This is a genomic window from Pantoea sp. Fr+CA_20 (genome assembly GCF_024520835.1).
In the GTDB taxonomy this organism is placed as follows: domain Bacteria; phylum Pseudomonadota; class Gammaproteobacteria; order Enterobacterales; family Enterobacteriaceae; genus Pantoea; species Pantoea allii.
Genome location: NZ_JALNPN010000014.1, coordinates 51,796 through 70,855 on the forward strand (window position 1 = coordinate 51,796; position 19,060 = coordinate 70,855).

General features: G+C 54.6%; 16 protein-coding genes. 9 read left to right on the forward strand and 7 right to left on the reverse strand.

The features are described 5' to 3' along the window. Positions 1-156: 156 nt before the first annotated feature. The 5 genes from glpE (at position 157) to malQ (ending at position 6,770) form a co-directional block, all read left to right on the forward strand. Positions 157-483 (forward strand): thiosulfate sulfurtransferase GlpE, encoded by a 327-nt coding sequence (glpE, locus tag NR177_RS16245; RefSeq protein WP_256853243.1) that lies wholly within the window; start codon positions 157-159, stop codon positions 481-483. Between the two features lie 29 nt (positions 484-512). Beyond that, entirely contained in the window at positions 513-1,331 is an 819-nt protein-coding gene (glpG, locus tag NR177_RS16250) for a rhomboid family intramembrane serine protease GlpG (protein WP_063877528.1), read from the forward strand. Positions 1,332-1,370: 39 nt separating this feature from the next. After that, the gene (locus NR177_RS16255) at positions 1,371-2,129 is read left to right on the forward strand and encodes a DeoR/GlpR family transcriptional regulator (RefSeq protein WP_013027531.1); all 759 of its coding nucleotides are present in this window, start codon (positions 1,371-1,373) and stop codon (positions 2,127-2,129) included. Between the two features lie 153 nt (positions 2,130-2,282). Next, positions 2,283-4,688 (forward strand): maltodextrin phosphorylase, encoded by a 2,406-nt coding sequence (malP, locus tag NR177_RS16260; protein ID WP_109717813.1) that lies wholly within the window; start codon positions 2,283-2,285, stop codon positions 4,686-4,688. A gap of 9 nt (positions 4,689-4,697) precedes the next feature. Beyond that, positions 4,698-6,770 (forward strand): 4-alpha-glucanotransferase, encoded by a 2,073-nt coding sequence (gene malQ, locus NR177_RS16265; RefSeq protein ID WP_256853244.1) that lies wholly within the window; start codon positions 4,698-4,700, stop codon positions 6,768-6,770. A 39-nt stretch (positions 6,771-6,809) separates the two neighbouring features. Here the strand turns inward: malQ and nfuA are convergent, their stop codons facing one another. Both nfuA and gntX read right to left on the reverse strand, forming a co-directional pair. Continuing rightward, positions 6,810-7,385: a Fe-S biogenesis protein NfuA gene (gene nfuA, locus NR177_RS16270; RefSeq protein WP_063877524.1), complete on the reverse strand. Its 576-nt coding sequence runs from the start codon at positions 7,383-7,385 to the stop codon at positions 6,810-6,812. A 58-nt stretch (positions 7,386-7,443) separates the two neighbouring features. Beyond that, on the reverse strand, positions 7,444-8,124 hold the full coding sequence (gene gntX / locus NR177_RS16275) for a DNA utilization protein GntX (RefSeq protein WP_256853245.1): 681 nt from the start codon (positions 8,122-8,124) through the stop codon (positions 7,444-7,446). 34 nt (positions 8,125-8,158) lie between these two features. Between gntX and bioH the strand changes: the two genes are divergently transcribed. Together bioH and NR177_RS16285 are read left to right on the forward strand one after the other, a co-directional pair. Further along, positions 8,159-8,935 (forward strand): pimeloyl-ACP methyl ester esterase BioH, encoded by a 777-nt coding sequence (gene bioH / locus NR177_RS16280; RefSeq protein WP_256853246.1) that lies wholly within the window; start codon positions 8,159-8,161, stop codon positions 8,933-8,935. 169 nt (positions 8,936-9,104) lie between these two features. Beyond that, complete coding sequence (locus tag NR177_RS16285) at positions 9,105-9,374, forward strand: YdgH/BhsA/McbA-like domain containing protein (RefSeq protein ID WP_063881049.1); 270 nt, start codon at positions 9,105-9,107, stop codon at positions 9,372-9,374. Here the strand turns inward: NR177_RS16285 and NR177_RS16290 are convergent, their stop codons facing one another. The 4 genes from NR177_RS16290 to yjbE form a co-directional block, all read right to left on the reverse strand. Then, positions 9,375-11,060 carry an alpha-amylase family glycosyl hydrolase gene (locus tag NR177_RS16290; RefSeq protein WP_256853247.1) on the reverse strand — a complete coding sequence of 562 codons (1,686 nt, stop codon included), beginning with the start codon at positions 11,058-11,060 and terminating at the stop codon, positions 9,375-9,377. 317 nt (positions 11,061-11,377) lie between these two features. After that, on the reverse strand, positions 11,378-13,702 hold the full coding sequence (locus tag NR177_RS16295; RefSeq protein ID WP_063877520.1) for a Tex family protein: 2,325 nt from the start codon (positions 13,700-13,702) through the stop codon (positions 11,378-11,380). Between the two features lie 99 nt (positions 13,703-13,801). Next, a complete protein-coding gene (greB, locus tag NR177_RS16300) occupies positions 13,802-14,278 on the reverse strand; it encodes a transcription elongation factor GreB (protein WP_096011057.1) in 477 nt (158 codons plus the stop codon). Between the two features lie 166 nt (positions 14,279-14,444). After that, on the reverse strand, positions 14,445-14,693 hold the full coding sequence (gene yjbE / locus NR177_RS16305) for an exopolysaccharide production protein YjbE (RefSeq protein WP_063877518.1): 249 nt from the start codon (positions 14,691-14,693) through the stop codon (positions 14,445-14,447). A gap of 536 nt (positions 14,694-15,229) precedes the next feature. On the opposite strand from yjbE, the gene ompR reads away from it, so the two are divergent. Both ompR and envZ read left to right on the forward strand, forming a co-directional pair. Next, a complete protein-coding gene (gene ompR, locus NR177_RS16310; RefSeq protein WP_001157751.1) occupies positions 15,230-15,949 on the forward strand; it encodes a two-component system response regulator OmpR in 720 nt (239 codons plus the stop codon). After that, a complete protein-coding gene (gene envZ / locus NR177_RS16315; protein WP_256853248.1) occupies positions 15,946-17,313 on the forward strand; it encodes a two-component system sensor histidine kinase EnvZ in 1,368 nt (455 codons plus the stop codon). The genes ompR and envZ overlap by 4 nt, the downstream gene beginning before the upstream one ends. Positions 17,314-17,351: 38 nt before the next feature. On the opposite strand, the gene pckA is transcribed toward envZ, so the two are convergent. Then, entirely contained in the window at positions 17,352-18,971 is a 1,620-nt protein-coding gene (gene pckA / locus NR177_RS16320) for a phosphoenolpyruvate carboxykinase (ATP) (RefSeq protein ID WP_063877516.1), read from the reverse strand. Positions 18,972-19,060 lie beyond the last annotated feature (89 nt).

Genomic DNA, 19,060 nt, shown 5'->3' on the forward strand with positions numbered 1-19,060 from the left:
CATTGACGCCAGTATTTAACCACCTAAAAACAATTTTGCGTGATATGGATAACATTATGTCGGCGTAAAGGTGAATAGCCGTAGTCATTGTCAGGTTATTGGCGAGGATTATCGGGTTACACTAGACGCCATTTTGACGATGTGATGAGAGACACCATGGAAACCTACCAATGTATTGATGTTCATCAGGCTGAGCAGCGTCTGGCACAAGGCGCAGTGATGGTGGATATCCGCGATGCGCAAAGCTTTGCTCTTGGTCATGCCAGCGGCGCCTTGCATTTGTCGAACGCCAACCTCAATGATTTTATCAGCTCAACCGACACGAGCCTGCCGGTGCTGGTGATGTGCTATCACGGCAACAGCAGTAAAAGTGCAGCAGAATATTTGCACAGCCAGGGATTTACGACGGCTTACAGTATTGATGGCGGGTTTGATGCCTGGCGCGCCGCCTTCCCCCAACAGGTGATCAGTGGCGCTGAGTGACTGGTCAGGCGTAACACGGAGAGTGAGCAATGCGCATTACCCAATTTAATCAGCCGCGCATGGCGCAGGCTTTTGTTGACTACATGGCAACGCGCGGCGTGAAATTGCGTATAGAGCGTGAAAGTCAGTACGTCATTATGCTGGATGATGAAAGTCAGCTTTCGATGGTCGAAAACGAACTTCAGCAGTTTGTGCGCGATCCCAACCATCCTCGCTATCAGGCTGCAAGCTGGCACAGTGGCAAAACCGACAGCGGCTTGCGCTATGAGCGAGGCAATATTTGGGCAAATATCCGTGAACGTGCCGGGCCACTGACCATGGTAGTGATGTTCGCCTGTATTGCGGTGTTTGTGCTGATGCAGGTCCTGGGCGATCGCACCGTAATGTACTGGCTGGCATGGCCAGATAGCGATCAGCATTTTGAAGTCTGGCGCTGGTTCAGCCATGTGCTGCTTCACTTCTCTCTGCTTCACATCCTGTTTAATCTGATGTGGTGGTGGTATCTCGGTGGTGCGGTAGAAAAACGGCTGGGCAGTGGTAAGCTTTTTGTCATTTTTATCATTTCAGCGTTGCTCAGCGGCTGGCTGCAGTCGAAATTTAGCGGCATCTGGTTTGGCGGCTTGTCCGGCGTGGTCTATGCCCTGATGGGTTACTGCTGGCTGCGCGGCGAACGCGATCCGGACAGCGGTATTTATCTGGAGCGTGGGTTAATCGGTTTTGCACTTGTCTGGCTGGTAGTGGGCTGGTTTGGTGCATTTGGTCTGGCTATCGCTAACGCAGCACACGTTGGTGGACTGCTTGTCGGACTGGCAATGGCGTTTGTCGACACACGCAAGCGTAAACGGTAGTCACAACGAATAAGAATAAGCCCGAAACAGGAGAGGAATGTGAAGCAGACGCAACGTCATGACGCCATTATTGATCTGGTTCGGCGTCAGGGATATGTCAGTACCGAGGAGCTGGTCGATCATTTTGAGGTCAGCCCACAAACGATTCGTCGTGATTTAAACGACCTTGCCGATCAAAATAAAATTCAGCGCCATCACGGCGGCGCGGCCTTGCCTTCCAGTTCAGAGAATACCGCCTGGCAGGATCGCAAGATGATGTGGTCAGCAGAAAAAGCGCGTATTGCACAGCGGGTTGCCAGCCAGATACCGGACGGCGCAACGCTGTTTATCGATATCGGTACCACGCCGGAAGCCGTGGCTCATGCGTTGCTAAATCACAGTGATTTACGCGTGGTGACCAATAACCTGAACGTGGCAATGCTGTTGATGGGCAAGCCAGACTTCAGGGTCATTATCGCCGGCGGAGAAGTGCGTACCCGTGATGGTGCGGTCATGGGGGAAGCGACGCTCGATTTTATTTCACAGTTTCGCCTCGATTACGGCATCCTCGGCATCAGCGGTATCGATATGGACGGCTCATTGCTGGAGTTCGACTATCACGAAGTCCGCACCAAACGCGCCATTATCGAAAACTCGCGCTGCGTCATGCTGGTCGTCGACCACTCTAAATTTGGCCGTAATGCGATGGTCAATCTGGGCAACATGAGCCAGCTTGATTATCTCTACACCGATAAAATGCCGCCTAACAGCATTATGAAAGTTATTGAACAGCATGAGGTTCATCTCGAACTCTGCTGACCCCTCTACGCCAGTTAGACAACTGGCGTTTTTCAAACCTGCCTGTCGCTTTTTTCTCCACTCACGTATTTAATGAATAGGGTCGCTGGCAATATTGCTGGCCCATGTGCATTCCATTTTTGCTTCACCCATATGGATACAGAAGGGAGTGATATGCCACAGCAGAAATTCAACAAATCCCGTTTTCAGGCTGCGTTAACCCGTCACTGGCAGCATCTTGGTTTCTCCTCCGCAAGGCAAATGACATCCCACCAGTGGTGGCAGGCTATCAGTGCCACAGTAAGTGAACTGCTCAATGCGCAACCGACCGTCCGGGGCGCGACACCACAGCGCCACGTGAACTATCTTTCCATGGAGTTTCTGCTGGGACGTCTTACGGGAAATAACCTGCTGAATTTAGGTTGGTATGATGAGGTCAAATCCCTGCTGGCTGAATATCAGGTTGAATTAAGCGAATTACTGGAAGAAGAGGTCGATCCGGCATTGGGCAATGGCGGCCTCGGCAGGCTGGCGGCCTGTTACATGGACTCGATGGCGACGGTTGGGCAGCCCGCCACTGGGCATGGGCTTAACTACCAGTACGGTTTGTTTCGTCAGCGCTTTGAAGAGGGGAAACAGGTTGAGGCACCCGATGACTGGGAGCGCGAGACCTATCCCTGGTTTCGTCATAACGCCGCGCTGGATGTCCGCGTCGCGATGGGCGGAAAAATCATAAAGCAGGATGACGGGCGTAAAGTGTGGGAGCCCGCCATATATCTTCGTGGAGAAGCCTGGGATTTACCGGTAACGGGTTATCGCAATGGCGTCACCCTGCCGTTGCGGCTGTGGAAAGCCACCAGTGAGCATCCCTTTGACCTGACCCTGTTCAACGACGGTAAGTTTTTACAGGCTGAGAAGCAGGGGATTGATGCCGCCAGCCTGACCAAAGTGCTCTATCCCAATGACAATCATCCACAGGGCAAACGCCTGCGTTTGATGCAGCAATATTTTCAGTGTGCCTGTGCGGTTGCCGATATTCTGCGTCGCCATCATCAGGCGGGCAGAAGCATTCATGCCCTGCCGGATTTTGAAGTGATTCAGCTTAACGATACGCATCCCACTATCGCCATTCCGGAGATGCTGCGCCTGCTGCTGGATGAGCACCAGTTAAGTTGGGATGAAGCCTGGCACATCACCAGCCGCGTGTTTGCTTACACCAATCACACCTTAATGCCCGAAGCCCTGGAGCGCTGGGATGAGAAGCTGATGCGCAGCCTGCTGCCGCGCCACATGATGATTATCAAAGAGATTAATCGTCGCCTGAAGCAGCAGATAAAGCAGCGCTGGCCTGATGACAAAGCGCTTTGGAACAAGCTGGCGGTGGTCGCCGACGGTCAGGTCAGAATGGCCAACCTCTGCGTCGTCAGTGGTTTTGCGGTGAATGGCGTGGCTGCACTGCATTCCGGGCTGGTCGTGACGGATCTTTTCCCCGAGTACCATCAGCTCTGGCCACAGAAGTTTCATAATGTCACCAACGGCATTACGCCACGCCGCTGGATCAAGCAGTGTAATCCCGCGTTAGCGGGGCTGATTGATGAAACCCTGAAGCGTGAATGGGTCAATAACCTGACCGCGTTGCAGGGGCTGGAGCCTTTCGCCGACGATCCCGCTTTCCGTCAGCGCTTTCGTGCCGTTAAGCAACATAACAAGGCGCGTCTGGCCACTTACATTGCGCAGCGCACCGGCATTGTGGTTAACCCGAACGCGATTTTTGACGTGCAGATCAAACGTCTGCACGAATACAAACGCCAGCATCTCGGCCTGTTGCATATCCTGCACTGCTATAAAAACGTCCGCGACAACCCCAACGATGCCAGTATTATCCCCCGCGTGTTTCTGTTTGGCGCTAAAGCTGCACCGGGCTATTACCTGGCAAAAAACATTATCTATGCCATCAACAAGGTGGCTGAGGTGGTGAATAACGACCCGCTTGTCGGCGACAAACTCAAGGTGGTTTTCATTCCTGATTACCGCATCACGGCAGCCGAATATCTGATTCCCGCCGCCGATTTGTCAGAGCAAATTTCAACGGCGGGCTATGAAGCGTCCGGCACCGGCAACATGAAGCTGGCGCTAAATGGCGCGCTGACGATTGGCACGCTGGATGGCGCAAACGTGGAAATTGCGGAGCAGGTCGGCGCAGAAAATATTTTTATTTTCGGCAATACCGTGGATGACGTTAAAGCCCTGAAAGCTGGAGGTTATAAGCCGCAAAAAGTCCGTAAGCACAACAAAGAACTGGATGCACTGCTGACGTCACTGAAAAAAGGGAAGTTCAGTCATGGCGATAAGCATGCATTCGACCTAATGTTGGATAGCCTGACAAAAAATGGTGATCCCTGGCTGGTGCTGGCGGATTATCAGGCTTATATCGATGCGCAAAAACGGGTTGAGGCCTTGTGGCGTGATCAGGAAGCCTGGACGCGCGCGGCGATTCTCAATACGGCGCGAACCGGTATTTTTAGCTCGGATCGATCGATTCGGGACTACCAACAGCGCATCTGGCAGGCGCAACGCTAAGGAATTGCGATGAAATCTACGTCACTTGATAAAGCCGCACTGGCGGCGGGAATCGCGCTCACGTATTTCGATGCGAACGGTGAACCCGAAGCCATCAGTGATGACACCAAGCGCGCCTTACTGGCCGTGATGGAGAACCCGCAGAAAGCCGGTAAATCCCCGCTGCCGCCCGTCGTTGTCTTCAGTGGCAATCGTCAACGCGTGCTCACGCCCGAGATCGACGGCAGCATAAACTGGCAGTTACAGACGGAAAAAGGAAAGACTTTTAGCGGATCGCTGACGGGCGGTGAAGCCTTTACATTGCCTTCCCCTTTGGGACAGGGCTATCACCAACTTACCCTGAGCAAGGGGAAACGTCAGTGGCACACGCGCGTGATCATTACACCGCGCCGTTGCTATCTGCCTCCGGCCTTGCGCGCCGGAGAGAAACGCTGGGGCGCGCTGGTTCAGCTTTACACCGTGCGTTCCGGTAAAAACTGGGGCATCGGTGATTTTGGCGATCTGGAAACCCTGCTGGAGCATCTTGCCGCTCGTGGCGGCGACTTTGTCGGACTCAACCCCTTGCATGCTCTCTATCCGGCCAGCCCCGCTTTTGCCAGTCCTTACAGCCCCTCATCGCGTCGCTGGCTGAATATCATCTACATCGATGTGTCACAGGTTGCCGATTTTCAACAAAGCAGTGCGGGTCAGAAGTGGTGGAAAAGTGCCAAAACCCAAAAGGCGTTAAATCAGGCTCGTGAAACCGAGTGGGTGGATTACGACGCCGTCATGGCACTGAAAATTACGGCATTACGTCACGGCTGGGCACAGTTTCAGGCCCGGAGTGCAGACGATGAGCAGAAGCGGCAGTTTGCAGCGTTTATCCAGCAGGGCGGTGACAGCCTGCGCTATCAGGCTGCCTATGATGGCCTGCAGGTTGAAATGCAGGGCAAAGGTGCCGCGCACGCCGGCTGGCCAGCATGGCCTGAGGGCTGGCGTAACAGCCAGTCTTCTGACGTTCAGGATTGGTGCGCACAGCACGCGGATGAGATTGCCTTCTGGCAGTGGTTGCAGTGGCTGGCTCAGCAACAGTTTTCTCAGTGCTGGGCGCGGAGTCAGGCGCTGGGAATGAGCGTGGGGCTGTATCGCGATCTGGCCGTCGGCGTGGCAGAGGGCAGTGCCGAAACCTGGCACGATCCCGAGCTTTATCGCCTCAAGGCGTCCATCGGCGCGCCGCCTGACAGACTTGGCCCGTTGGGACAAAACTGGGGACTGCCGCCAATGGACCCTCACGTATTGCAGGCCAGGGGCTATCAGCCTTTTATCGATATATTGCGCGCCAATATGCGTGACTGCGGTGCATTACGTATCGATCACGTGATGGCTCTGCTACGTCTCTGGTGGGTCCCGGCAGGGGAAACGGCAGATAAAGGCGCGTACGTCGCTTACCCGGTGCACGACCTGCTTGGCATTCTGGCTCTGGAAAGCCAGCGCCAGCGCTGCATGGTGATTGGCGAGGACTTAGGCACCGTACCCAAAGAGATCGTCAGTCTGCTCCGCGACAGCGGCGTGTTTTCCTGGAAAGTGTTGTGGTTTGAGCAGGAAAAACAGGGCGATTATCGCGCGCCACAGCATTATCCACGCCAGTCCATCGCCAGTGCCAGTACGCACGATCTCCCTACGCTGACCGGCTTCTGGAGTGCAGGCGATTTGCAGCTTGGTGAGAAAATCGGGCTGTATCCTGACGCGCAAACAGTACTCAATTTGCAGCAGCAGCGGATGAAACAGAAACAGGCGTTACTCGACGCGCTGCATAAAGCGGGAGCCGTGCCGGCGCGTAGCGCAAAACGGGCGGATTCTCTGGCGATGACGGCTGAACTGAATCAGTCCGTTCACCGTTTCCTGGCGGACACAAACAGTGCCCTGCTCGGGCTGCAGCCAGAGGACTGGCTGGGGATGACCACGCCGGTGAATGTGCCGGGAACGGTGGAGCAATATCCCAACTGGCGGCGTAAGCTGGCCCAACCGCTGGAAAGCATCTTTGCCGATGAAGAGGTGAATAAACTGCTGAAAACCGTGACCAAACGACGTAAGGCGGGATAGTGTCAGGACGCGCGACAGCGGGGCTGTCGCGCGGATACATCAGTAGAAGGAGTGCTCGCCGCGCTGGTGTTCGGTGATATCGCGCACGCCTTTCAGCTGTGGGAAGGCCGCCAGCAGTTCTTTCTCAATGCCATCCTTCAGGGTGACGTCAATCATCGAACAGCCGTTACAGCCGCCACCGAATTGCAGAATCGCAAAACCGTCTTCGGTGATTTCCATCAGCGAAACGCGACCGCCATGACCGGCGAGTTGCGGGTTAATCTGAGCCTGTAACAGGTATTCAACGCGCTCGACCATGGGCGCATCATCGGACACCTTGCGCATTTTAGCGTTAGGCGCCTTAAGCGTCAGTTGCGAACCCAGGTTATCCGTCACGAAGTCGATTTCAGCGTCTTCCAGATAAGGCGCGCTCAGCTCATCAACATAGGCTGACAGCTTTTCAAACTTCAGTTCAGTATCAGTCGCTTCCACCGCATCAGGTGGGCAGTAGGACACACCGCATTCGGCAGTTGGCGTACCCGGGTTAATCACGAATACGCGAATCTGGGTGCCATCTTCTTGTTTGGATAGCAGTTTTGAAAAATGCTCTTGGGCAGAATCAGTAATTCGGATCATGTCATTTGCTCAATAGTTGACTAATTTAGTTGGTTATAATACGCCCATCATCCAGGCTCTACAAGGTACGGCACAGGCACCAGACTTGCACGTTGGCTGCGCCTCGCCTGTGTAGCAGGCGGCTAATTTCTCTTACCGTGCTGCCGGTCGTGACCACATCATCGATTAAGGCAATATGGCGGCCGGTCACATCCGTTTCAAGGCAAAACGCGCCGCGTAAATTGCGGCGACGCTGACGGGCACTTAACTGATGCTGAATGGCGGCTGCGCGCTGACGGGATAACGCCTGGCTGAATTCGCAGCCCAGCCAGCGTGACAGCGGTGTCGCCAGCAGGGCTGTTTGATTGTAACCGCGCCACCAGCAGCGTTGTGAATGCAGCGGAACACACATCAGTAAGTCGGGACGAATGGCCTGTCCTCTGCGATACGCATCCAACCAGCTTAGCAAAAGCAGCCGGGCCAGCATCACCCTAAGTGCGGTAATGCCCGAGAATTTTAATTGATTCACCCAGGAACTGAGCGGTGGCTGATAATGGCTGACGCAGACTAACGCCTGCCAGGGCGGCGGTTTACGCAAACAGCGGCCACAGGACAGGCTGCCGGATACGGCTGGCAGGCCGCAGCGTGGACAGCGTGACGGCAGGCGAGTTAACTGACGCATACAGACGCAGCACAGGCCATGCAGCGCGATGCGCAGCGGCAACTGACATAGCCAACACAGGGCAGGCATTGGTAGCATAGTGACCTCCTTATCAATCATGGAATAGTAACGGATGAGCTCACTTTACTGGCATACCTGTGGCGAAGGCGATGACGATCTTGTGCTGCTGCACGGCTGGGGACTGAATGCGGAAGTGTGGCAAAACATTGTGCCGCGACTCAGCGCACAATATCGTCTGCACCTGGTCGATCTGCCAGGCTATGGCCGCAGCCAGGGCTTCAGCGCCCTGTCGCTGGAACAGATGGCGCAGGCACTGTTGCCCCGTCTGCCGCCGCGCGCCGTTATCCTGGGTTGGTCGCTTGGCGGGCTGGTCGCCACGCAGTTGGCGTTGAGCGAGCCAGAACGGTTGCGTGCGCTGATCACGGTGGCCTCTTCGCCCTGTTTTACCGCCCGTGATGACTGGCCGGGTATTGCTCCCTTAACCTTGCATAACTTCCAGCAGCAGCTCAGCCACGACTTTCAGCGCACCGTGGAGCGTTTTCTGGCGCTGCAGACGATGGGAACAGAAACCGCACGTGCCGATGCGCGCAAACTCAAAGACATTGTTTTGTCGCAGCCTGTGCCTGATGTGGCGGTGCTCAACGCTGGGCTGACAATACTGAGCGACGACGACTTACGGGACAGGCTTACCGCCATTAGGCTGCCCTTTCTGCGGATATATGGCGCGCTGGATGGCCTGGTACCGCGCCGTATCGCGCAGCAACTGGACGCGTTGCTGCCGATGTCGCCTTCTGTCGTGATGGACAAAGCCGCCCACGCGCCCTTTATTTCGCATCCTGATGCGTTCTGCCAGCAGATTGTGTATTTTATCAGCCAATTAGACAGATAACCGCTGCCGTAACTGGCAAATTTCTGCACAGCGACAATACTTCATGAGTGAGCAAGGCCGCTGCACTTCTATGCGATTAGTCAGGGAGATGACTATGCCGTTCGATATAGCCTTAAGCGATTTGCGGCTGCTTACATCTCAACAATGGATCATGAATGAGGGTAGACAAATGAAGGTTATGAAATGGGTCGTTGCATCAATGATGATGGGCGCAGTGTCATTCTCTGCTTTTGCGGCGAAAGAAGTCACCAAAGAAGAAGTGCAGAAGATGAACCTGACCAAAATCGGCACCGTGAATACCACGGCAGAAACCACCTCGCCGATGGATGCCAAGAAGAAGCTGTCCGAAGCAGCTGACGAGAAGGGCGGCAAATATTTCCTGGTGATCGCCGGTCGTGAGCACGGTAAGTTCAGTGCGACAGCGGAAGTTTACAAGTAATTATCGTAGCCACATGAATTGCCAGGCATCCAGCGTTACTGGCTGGGTGCCATCAATCTTCTCACCCCTTATCACATCCTGAAAAAGGTGCGCCTCCGGTAACTGCGCCTTGACCTGCCTGCCACTGAGATTGAAAACACAGAGCAATCCCTCACCACTGTCTGGATGATAGCGTTTCATCATCAGTAGCGCATTGTCGCTCTGAAATATCATCACTGGATTATCTGGGTGAAAGGCCGACAAACGCCGACGCTGCTGAATCAGTTTGCTTAGCTGTGTATAAACCTGATGGCGTAAGCCGCTGCTGTTTACCAGCGCGTCTTCGATAACGGAGAGCGGGTACTTTTGCCGGTTGATCGCGCGGTTATGCCCTGCCTCACGCACGCCGTCATAATCATTGCGTGAACCCAGTATGCTTTGGATATAGATCGCCGGCACACCGGGGAAGGCCAGTAAAATAGCATGTGCCAGCATAAAGCGTCTGAGGCGCGTTTCATCGTCATCATCTTCACGGTTAAGCGCGTCGAAATAGGTGACGTTGATTTCATAGGGGCTGGTGGTGCCGTCGGGGTTATTTTTATAGGAAATCAGTGCGCCTTCCAGCGCCAGATCGCGCACCAGGGCCGTAATCTCGACTTCAGATAAAATTCCGCGAGCCGGATTCAGGCCTATGCCATCGTGCGAGGCCAGAAAATTAAAAAAGGTTGTGTTGCCCTTGCCCACTTCCAGGGTGCTGGCCCATTGACGCAGTGCACGAGCCGAGCCGGTGTGAATGGCGTGCAGTACCAGCGGCGGCAGAGAAAACTGATAGACCATCTGAGCTTCGTCTTGCCCGTTACCAAAGTAGCTGATGTTGTCTTTATGCGGCACATTGGTTTCCGTGATGATAACAGTGCCTGGCGCGACGACATCGGCAATGGCGCGAAACAGTTTGACCAGCAGATGGGTTTTTTCCAGATGAATACAGCGGGTGCCCGGCGTTTTCCACATGTAGCCCACCGCATCCAGCCGCACATAGTCCGCCCCACGTTTCAGATAGTCGAGTAAGACCTCAACCATGCGCATGAGCACCCTGGGACTGGCAAAGTTCAGGTCAATCTGATCGGCGCTGAACGTGGTCCAGATAAACCGGATTTCACCATTCGCCAGCGTGAACGGCGTCAGCAACGGCGATGTACGGGGTCGCGTGACCGCACTGAGATCGGTGCTGGGCGGCAGACTAATAAAAAAATCATCCCAGCCCTCATCCTGAGCCAGATAATGTTTAAACCACGCGCTGTGTGCCGACATATGGTTACAGACAAAATCGAACATCAGGCGTGTTTCCTGATGCAGCAAGGCAATGTCGTGCCAGTCGCCACACAGCGGATCGACCTGATGGTAATCAATGACCGAAAAACCGTCGTCGGACGAATAGGGATAAAACGGCAGGAGATGCACCAGCGGAAAGGTGGATTGCAGATGCTGCTGATAAAAACGCGAAAAGGTGTTGAGTGTGGGTTTACCCGGCTCGCGAAACTGATCGGCATAGGTAATCAGCATCACGTCCTGCTCATCCCAGTGCGCCTTTCTTGGCAGCTTGTTCGTGTCGCGGGCCTCGACGATCGCGGCGAGCAGGCGTTCACGCATGGCCTCAGGAAAGGCATCGTCATAAATCTTATCGATTAAAGCAGTGATCTTTTCCATGTAAAAGGGTGCCACAGCAGGTGTCGTTATTATGACGGGCGTCTTTTTAGCGTAGCGTCAGGGTGGGGATTTTCAACTTAATCGTGCAAGGTCGGTCTGAAAAACCGCTGAAAAGCCGTCAGCGTGAAGCGGACGGGATGCTCTGCATCCATCACAAATACTGCAGGCATCGCGCGGTAGACCACGTCGGGTTGCAAGGGTTTAGCGCGTTCAGGTAAACCGAATCAGCCGCGGGACAGGAGTTAATGACGGTGGGTGCAGCAATGACAGTCACCTCCACCCCGACAACTGGGATAAGAGGTGACTGCGTGTTTTTACTAGCGTTTTTTACCCAGTGCCGCCGCGAGAGCGTCACCCATGGCGCTATTGCCTGCGGGCTGGCTGACGGGACGTGGGCGACCTTTATTGGCGGCCGGACGTTTTTCTTCCCGTGCCGTATTGCTCTTACCACTCCGGGCATTTCCTTCACCCGGCTGCTCGTCAAGGCGCATGGTCAAGGCAATGCGCTTACGTTGCAGATCCACTTCCATCACTTTGACTTTAACGATGTCGCCCGCTTTGACGACCTGATGAGGATCTTCCACAAACTTGTCTGACAGCGAAGAGATATGCACCAGGCCATCCTGATGCACGCCAATATCGACGAACGCACCAAAGTTCGTGACGTTAGTGACGGCACCTTCCAGTACCATGCCCGGCATCAGATCGTTCATGGTTTCCACGCCCTCGGCAAACTGCGCCGTTTTAAATTCAGGACGAGGATCGCGGCCCGGCTTTTCCAGCTCTTTCATGATGTCGGTAACGGTCGGTAAGCCAAAGCGGTCGTCGGTAAAGTCCACCGCTTTCAGGTTACGCAGGCTGGTGGGATTGCCCATCAGCGCATTCAGCGCCTGCTCGGTCGCCGCCAGAATACGCTCGACTACCGGATAGGCTTCCGGGTGCACCGTTGAAGCATCCAGGGGATTGTCGCCGTGGTTAATACGCAGAAAGCCCGCGCACTGCTCAAACGCTTTAGGCCCTAAACGGCTGACCTTGAGTAGCTGCTGGCGGTTCTGGAAACGGCCATTCTCATCACGCCAGCCCACAATATTTTGCGCCATCATACGGGTTAACCCGGCCACGCGCGTCAACAGCGGAACCGAGGCCGTATTCAGATCGACACCGACGGCGTTCACACAGTCTTCTACCACCGCATCCAGTTTTTTCGCTAACTGGCTCTGGCTGACGTCATGCTGATACTGACCTACGCCGATCGATTTCGGATCGATTTTCACCAGCTCGGCCAGGGGATCTTGCAGACGACGGGCGATCGAGACCGCGCCACGCAGTGAGACATCAAGATCCGGGAATTCCAGCGCGGCTAATTCAGACGCAGAGTAAACCGAAGCGCCGGCTTCGCTGACGATAACTTTCTGTGCCGTGACCTGTGGGAACTGCTTTTGCAGATCCAGGAAGAAACGCTCGGTTTCACGTGAGCCCGTGCCATTGCCGATGGCCACCAGTTCGACCTGATGTTTCACGCACAGCGCCGCGACCGCAGCGGCTGCTTTGGCGGTTTGTCCGGTATGCGGATAGACCGTGTCGGTAGCAACCACCTTGCCGGTCGCGTCAACCACGGCAACTTTCACACCGGTACGCAGGCCGGGGTCCAGGCCCATCGTGGCTCTCATGCCCGCAGGTGCCGCCATTAACAGGTCGTGCAGGTTACGGGCAAAGACGTTGATGGCCTCATCTTCAGCGCGCTCACGTACGGTGCCCATCAGCTCGGTTTCCAGATGCAGCATAACCTTGATGCGCCATGTCCAACTGACCACGGCTTTGCGCCAGCTGTCGGCCGGTGCATTATTCAGTCGCAGATTCAGGTGTTCTGTAATCAAGGTTTCGCCGTGGCTTTCGCGCGGAGGCTCATCAAACTGGGGATCGGCATTCAGCGACAGCTGTAACACACCTTCATTACGACCGCGCAGCATGGCCAGCGCGCGATGTGATGGAACGCTGTGCAGCGGCTCATGGTGATCGAAATAGTCGCGGAATTTAGCGCCTTCTTCCTCTTTCCCTTCCACCACTTTTGAAACCAGGTGGGCGTTTTTCCATAGATAGTGACGGACTTTAGCCAGCAGCGCGGCATCTTCAGCGAAGCGTTCCATCAGAATGTAACGCGCGCCATCCAGCGCGGCGCGGACATCAGCGACGCCGTTATCCGCATTGATATAGCCTGCCGCCACCTGCTCAGGATCTTGTGACGGGTCCTGCCATAACGTGTCGGCCAGCGGTTCCAGCCCGGCTTCAATCGCAATCTGTCCACGTGTACGGCGTTTAGGTTTATAGGGCAGGTAGAGATCTTCGAGTTCGGTTTTGCTGAGGGTGGTATTGATGGCATTCGCCAGTTCGTCGGTGAGTTTTCCTTGTTCCTCAATGGATTTCAGGATGGCCTGCCGGCGCTCGGATAATTCACGCAGGTAGCTGAGGCGGGTTTCGAGCTGGCGGAGCTGTGTGTCATCCAGGCCGCCCGTCACCTCTTTACGATAACGTGCAATAAACGGCACGGTATTCCCTTCATCCAACAGGCGGACGGCCGCATCAACTTGCTCGGGGCGCGCCTGTAGCTCACTTGCAATTAGCTGGCTAAGAACATTCATCATCGGACTATTTTGCTTTCTGGGTTGAGAAATAGCCGATAGTTATACGGATTGATGGCTGAAATTGCCAGAGAAGTGGCCCGCTTTCAGCGATATTCTGAATCAGGCTTCAATATAACTAATTTCATTAACATACCAGCATGCCGGGCCGGCTGGCGTCTCGACCACAGCCGCGTCGCCGACCGCTTTTTTTAACAGTGCGCGGGCCATGGGCGAGTCAATGGAGATGTAATCCTTGCGGCCAAAAATCTCATCGTAACCCACGATTCGGAAGCGCTTGATGTCGCCGTCGTCGTTTTCGACTTCAACCCATGCACCAAAAAACACTTTGCCGTCCTGCTGCGGCGAGTAATCCACAATGCGCAGTTGCTCAATGCTTTTGCTGAGATAACGGACACGGCGGTCAATTTCACGCAGGCGCTTCTTGTTGTATTGATAATCCGCATTTTCACTGCGGTCGCCAAGGCTGGCAGCCCAGGTCACTTTTTTGGTGACTTCAGGTCGCTCTTCACGCCACAGGTGATCGAGTTCTGCTTTTAAGGTATTAAAACCTTCACGCGTAATCAGTCGGGTTCTCATGGTACAGCAGCCGGTAAAATCGAAAGTGCTTCAGTGTAAAGCAAATCAGGCGTGGCGAAAAAGAGGTGGGAAAAGGGTTTTTTACGGATCAAAAAACCCTTGTACAGCTTTTGCAGGGGACGGCACGGCCTTAGTCAGACCAATGCGCGCCCCTGAGGGGCAAGTCTTACTTACCGGCCTTGGTCGATGTCGTGGTCGAGGTGCTGCTTCCGTTGCCGTCACCGCCGCCGCCGCCCGCCGTTGCCAGTGCTACGCCTAACAGTGCGCCGACTGCGCCAATACCGATAGCATTTGAGTTACCCTGGGCTGTGGTGGTGGCCTGTGCGCCCGCAGCTTCACCGGTTGCGGTTGCGGCATAAGTCTGACCCACACTGAATAAAGCCAGCGCGCTCAGCAGTAAAATCGTTTTTTTCATTATGGTTTCCCCGTAAAACGGCAAATTGGTGTCGCTACAGTCTGGGTGATATTTATCCGGGCGCAAAGCGGGCTTTACTGATTGATTTATCTCTCTTTACCTGTAACTGGCCTTATTGGGGGTGGATCTCAAACTAATCCGAGAGAGGTCGCGTATTAACCTGTTTTTTTGCGGGATATTATGCTGTTATCAGAGGGGAAAACCGCCACATGCCAGATATGTCATCCGTCACTGATTTAATTTAAGGCAAATTTTCTGGCAAGCAGTTGAATTTACTCGCACTGTCAGCCAGTGCATCCTGTTTAAACCAGGCAATAGCGGAATTTTACCTAATATTTCAGATTTGCCGTATTCTGTTCAACGCAGGTGGTGATGACACAGCTTCTCAGGCAGTCAGACCGAAATTTAAATATAAGCTGCTGTTTAATATGCTTTGTAACAATTTTGACTAGAATATAAACCATTAAACACTGTCACTGTGCCGCATCTTTTTTTAACAATATCGGCTCAGGCAATCGCGCCTTTGGGAGTTAAAAATGCAAGAAAACTACAAGATTCTGGTCGTCGATGACGATATGCGTTTGCGTGCACTACTGGAGCGCTATCTTACCGAGCAGGGCTTTCAGGTGCGCAGTGTCGCCAACGCCGAGCAAATGGATCGTCTGTTAACCCGCGAATCCTTCCATTTAATGGTGCTTGACCTGATGCTGCCGGGCGAAGATGGCCTTTCCATCTGCCGCCGTCTGCGTAGTCAGAGCAACCCGATGCCTATCATCATGGTGACAGCCAAGGGTGAAGAAGTGGACCGTATTGTCGGACTGGAGATCGGTGCTGACGACTATATTCCAAAACCGTTTAACCCGCGTGAGCTGCTGGCGCGTATTCGTGCCGTGTTGCGCCGTCAGGCCAACGAACTGCCAGGCGCGCCTTCTCAGGAAGAAGCGGTCATTGCCTTTGGTAAGTTCAAACTCAACCTGGGCACGCGCGAGATGTTCCGTGAAGATGAACCTATGCCATTGACCAGCGGTGAATTCGCCGTGCTCAAGGCGCTGGTCAGCCACCCACGTGAGCCGCTGTCGCGCGACAAGCTGATGAACCTGGCCCGTGGTCGTGAATACAGCGCCATGGAACGTTCTATCGACGTTCAGATTTCTCGTCTGCGCCGTATGGTGGAAGAAGATCCTGCTCACCCACGCTATATCCAGACCGTTTGGGGCCTGGGTTATGTGTTTGTTCCGGACGGCAGTAAAGCATGAGGCGGCTGCGCTTCTCGCCACGAAGTTCGTTTGCCCGCACCCTGTTGTTGATCGTTACCTTGCTGTTTGTCAGCCTGGTAACGACCTACCTGGTGGTGCTGAACTTTGCCATTCTTCCCAGCCTGCAACAGTTTAATAAAGTCCTCGCGTACGAAGTGCGTATGCTGATGACAGACCGTTTACAGCTGGAAGATGGCACGCAGCTTGAAGTGCCGCCCGCTTTTCGCCGCGAAATTTATCGTGAACTGGGTATTTCGCTCTATACCAATGCGGCAGCAGAGGAGAGCGGACTGCGCTGGGCGCAGCACTATAAGTTTCTTAGCGATCAGATGGGCCAGCAGCTTGGCGGCCCCACGGACGTTCGCGTCGAGGTAAACAAAAACTCCCCCGTTGTCTGGTTAAAGACCTGGCTATCGCCCGATATCTGGGTACGGGTGCCGTTAACCGAAATCCATCAGGGTGACTTCTCCCCGCTGTTCCGCTATACCCTGGCGATTATGTTGCTGGCGATAGGCGGTGCCTGGCTTTTTATCCGAATTCAAAACCGCCCGCTGGTCGATTTAGAGCATGCCGCACTTCAGGTGGGTAAAGGCATCATTCCGCCACCGTTACGTGAATACGGCGCGTCGGAAGTGCGATCGGTCACGCGAGCCTTTAACCAAATGGCGGCGGGCGTCAAGCAGCTTGCCGATGACAGAACGCTGCTGATGGCGGGCGTCAGTCATGATTTACGTACGCCGTTAACCCGTATTCGCCTTGCGACCGAAATGATGAATGAGCAGGATGGCTACCTGGCCGAGTCGATTAACAAAGACATCGAAGAGTGCAACGCCATCATTGAGCAATTCATTGATTACCTGCGCACCGGGCAGGAGATGCAGACTGAGCTGGCCGATCTTAATAGCGTGCTGGGTGAGGTGGTGGCAGCAGAAAGCGGTTACGAACGGGAAATTGAAAATGCGGTCATGGCGGAAGAGCTTATGCTGGAGATCAATCCGCTCTCCATCAAGCGCGCCCTGGCTAACCTGGTGGTGAACGCCGCGCGCTACGGCAACGGCTGGATTAAGGTCAGCAGTGGACGGGAACTGCACCGGGCCTGGTTCCAGGTTGAAGATGACGGTCCCGGCATTAAGCCTGACCAGCTGGCCCATCTGTTTCAGCCTTTTGTGCGCGGTGACAGCGCACGAAGCACCAGCGGCACGGGCCTGGGGCTGGCGATAGTGCAACGCATCATCGATGCGCATCAAGGGTCGCTGGAGATAGGTGACAGTGAACGAGGCGGATTACGCATCCGTGCCTGGTTACCCTTAGCGGAAAATCCTGAGGTGGTTCCACATAATAGCGGCAACCTGACGCTGAGTTGAGCAACAACGGCGCGGCCGGTTAAGCCGCGCCGTTGTTATTAGCGCTGTGGACCTGCTTTTACCAACGCGGCACCGGCCGCATTATCGGTATACTTTTCAAAGTTGGTGATAAAACGCTGTGCTAAATCATCTGCGGCAGCGTGCCACTTCTCTTCGCTTTCCCATGTACGACGCGGGTCGAGCGTTTCGGCATCCAAATCGCCCAGGGTTTTTGGCACCTGCAGGTTGAACACCGGCAGGGTCTCCGTTGGCGCATCGTCCAGCTCACCTGCGAGAATGGCGTTGATGATAGCGCGGGTATTCTTCAATGAGATACGCTTGCCACTGCCGTTCCAGCCCGTATTAACCAGATAAGCCTGCGCGCCCGCCGCTTCCATGCGTTTCACCAACACTTCTGCATACTGTGTGGGATGCAGCGTCAGGAAGGCTGCGCCAAAACAGGCTGAGAAGGTCGGGGTTGGTGCGGTCACACCTCGTTCCGTGCCGGCCAGCTTCGCGGTAAATCCGGACAGGAAATGATACTGGGTCTGCTCTGGCGTCAGCCTGGAGACCGGCGGTAGCACGCCAAAGGCATCGGCAGTCAGGAAAATGACTTTCTTCGCATGGCCTGCTTTGGAAACCGGCTGCACGATATTGTCGATGTGGTTAATCGGATAAGACACGCGGGTATTTTCGGTTTTGCTACCATCCGCAAAATCGATGCTCCCGTCTTCACGCACCACCACGTTTTCCAGCAGGGCATTACGACGAATAGCGCGATAGATTTCTGGTTCAGCCTGTTCGGAGAGGTTAATCGTCTTGGCGTAGCAACCGCCTTCGAAGTTAAACACGCCATCGTCATCCCAGCCGTGTTCATCATCGCCGATTAACTGGCGATCCGGATCGGTAGACAGCGTGGTTTTACCCGTACCGGAAAGCCCAAAAAACACCGCGACGTCGCCTGCTTTACCCACGTTAGCGGAGCAGTGCATGGAGGCAATGCCCTTCAACGGCAACAGGTAGTTCATCACCGCGAACAGCCCTTTTTTCATTTCTCCGCCGTACCACGTGCCACCAATCAACTGCATACGTTCGGTCAGATTAAAGGCGACGAAGTTCTCAGAATGCAGCCCCTGGGCCTGCCAGTCAGGATTGGTGCATTTTGCGCCATTCATCACCACAAAATCAGGCGTGAAGTTATCCAGTTCGGCTGCGCTCGGCTGAATGAACATGTTTTTAACGAAATGCGCCTGCCAGGCAACTTCAGTCACAAAGCGTACGCTCAGACGTGAATCCGGGTTGGCACCGCAGAAGGCATCAATAACAAACAGGCGTTTCCCGGAGAGCTGCTGGGTGACGCATTTTTTCAGCGCCTGCCAGGTTTCCTGGGACAGCGGTTGGTTATCGTTCTTGCCGGTGCCTTGATCGTTCCACCACAGCGTATCGCGCGTGGTGTCATCACGAACAATATATTTATCCTTAGGCGAGCGCCCGGTAAAAATCCCGGTATCGACTGCGATAGCGCCGCTTTGCGTCAGGGTGCCGCGCTCAAAACCTTCGAGCTCCGGGCGCATCTCTTCCTGAAACAACGTATCGTAATCAGGGTTATGAACCACGTCAGTGGTATCGGTGATGCCCAGATCGGCAAGGGCTTTCGAGGTCAGGCCGTTAACGCGCATTTTACTGCTCCTTAAATCGGTGTCTGTTCTGTAGGGCAAAGAGAGTGTGGGATCGCGTCTGTAACATGCCGCACGGCCAGGTGCGGAAA

Excerpts from the sequence above, each read along its gene's own strand:
- glpE (WP_256853243.1), top strand. The coding sequence starts at position 157 with ATGGAAACCTACCAATGTATTGATGTTCATCAGGCTGAGCAGCGTCTG.
- glpG (WP_063877528.1), top strand. The coding sequence starts at position 513 with ATGCGCATTACCCAATTTAATCAGCCGCGCATGGCGCAGGCTTTTGTT.
- malP (WP_109717813.1), top strand. The coding sequence starts at position 2,283 with ATGCCACAGCAGAAATTCAACAAATCCCGTTTTCAGGCTGCGTTAACC.
- malQ (WP_256853244.1), top strand. The coding sequence starts at position 4,698 with ATGAAATCTACGTCACTTGATAAAGCCGCACTGGCGGCGGGAATCGCG.
- nfuA (WP_063877524.1), bottom strand. The coding sequence starts at position 7,385 with ATGATCCGAATTACTGATTCTGCCCAAGAGCATTTTTCAAAACTGCTA.
- gntX (WP_256853245.1), bottom strand. The coding sequence starts at position 8,124 with ATGCTACCAATGCCTGCCCTGTGTTGGCTATGTCAGTTGCCGCTGCGC.
- bioH (WP_256853246.1), top strand. The coding sequence starts at position 8,159 with ATGAGCTCACTTTACTGGCATACCTGTGGCGAAGGCGATGACGATCTT.
- NR177_RS16285 (WP_063881049.1), top strand. The coding sequence starts at position 9,105 with ATGAAGGTTATGAAATGGGTCGTTGCATCAATGATGATGGGCGCAGTG.
- NR177_RS16290 (WP_256853247.1), bottom strand. The coding sequence starts at position 11,060 with ATGGAAAAGATCACTGCTTTAATCGATAAGATTTATGACGATGCCTTT.
- NR177_RS16295 (WP_063877520.1), bottom strand. The coding sequence starts at position 13,702 with ATGATGAATGTTCTTAGCCAGCTAATTGCAAGTGAGCTACAGGCGCGC.
- greB (WP_096011057.1), bottom strand. The coding sequence starts at position 14,278 with ATGAGAACCCGACTGATTACGCGTGAAGGTTTTAATACCTTAAAAGCA.
- yjbE (WP_063877518.1), bottom strand. The coding sequence starts at position 14,693 with ATGAAAAAAACGATTTTACTGCTGAGCGCGCTGGCTTTATTCAGTGTG.
- ompR (WP_001157751.1), top strand. The coding sequence starts at position 15,230 with ATGCAAGAAAACTACAAGATTCTGGTCGTCGATGACGATATGCGTTTG.
- envZ (WP_256853248.1), top strand. The coding sequence starts at position 15,946 with ATGAGGCGGCTGCGCTTCTCGCCACGAAGTTCGTTTGCCCGCACCCTG.
- pckA (WP_063877516.1), bottom strand. The coding sequence starts at position 18,971 with ATGCGCGTTAACGGCCTGACCTCGAAAGCCCTTGCCGATCTGGGCATC.